The organism is Streptomyces pilosus (assembly GCF_014649835.1).
Taxonomy (GTDB): Bacteria; Actinomycetota; Actinomycetes; order Streptomycetales; family Streptomycetaceae; genus Streptomyces; species Streptomyces pilosus.
The window spans coordinates 1-930 of record NZ_BMTU01000045.1 but is presented as its reverse complement, the minus strand read 5'-3'; the positions used below and the strand labels follow the sequence as shown (position 1 = coordinate 930).

The following is a 930-nucleotide window of genomic DNA, read 5'->3' as shown; positions in this document are numbered from 1 at the left end:
AGCGAAATTCCTTGTCGGGTAAGTTCCGACCTGCACGAATGGCGTAACGACTTCTCGACTGTCTCAACCATAGGCCCGGTGAAATTGCACTACGAGTAAAGATGCTCGTTTCGCGCAGCAGGACGGAAAGACCCCGGGACCTTTACTACAGTTTGATATTGGTGTTCGGTTCGGCTTGTGTAGGATAGCTGGGAGACTGTGAACTCTGGACGCCAGTTCAGGGGGAGTCGTCGTTGAAATACCAGTCTGGTCGTGCTGGATGTCTAACCTGGGTCCGTGATCCGGATCAGGGACAGTGTCTGATGGGTAGTTTAACTGGGGCGGTTGCCTCCTAAAGAGTAACGGAGGCGCCCAAAGGTTCCCTCAGCCTGGTTGGCAATCAGGTGTTGAGTGTAAGTGCACAAGGGAGCTTGACTGTGAGACCGACGGGTCGAGCAGGGACGAAAGTCGGGACTAGTGATCCGGCGGTGGCTTGTGGAAGCGCCGTCGCTCAACGGATAAAAGGTACCCCGGGGATAACAGGCTGATCTTCCCCAAGAGTCCATATCGACGGGATGGTTTGGCACCTCGATGTCGGCTCGTCGCATCCTGGGGCTGGAGTCGGTCCCAAGGGTTGGGCTGTTCGCCCATTAAAGCGGTACGCGAGCTGGGTTTAGAACGTCGTGAGACAGTTCGGTCCCTATCCGCTGTGCGCGTAGGAGTCTTGAGAAGGGCTGTCCCTAGTACGAGAGGACCGGGACGGACGAACCTCTGGTGTGCCAGTTGTTCTGCCAAGGGCATGGCTGGTTGGCTACGTTCGGGAGGGATAACCGCTGAAAGCATCTAAGCGGGAAGCCTGCTTCGAGATGAGGACTCCCACCTCCTAGAGAGGGTAAGGCTCCCAGTAGACGACTGGGTTGATAGGCCGGATATGGAAGCACGGTAACGTGT

Annotated in this window: 1 rRNA gene; it reads left to right on the top strand. The window is 56.5% G+C overall.

Annotation, left to right across the window (positions count from 1 at the left end):
• A 23S ribosomal RNA gene (locus tag IE118_RS33830) occupies positions 1-930 on the top strand; the annotation flags it as partial.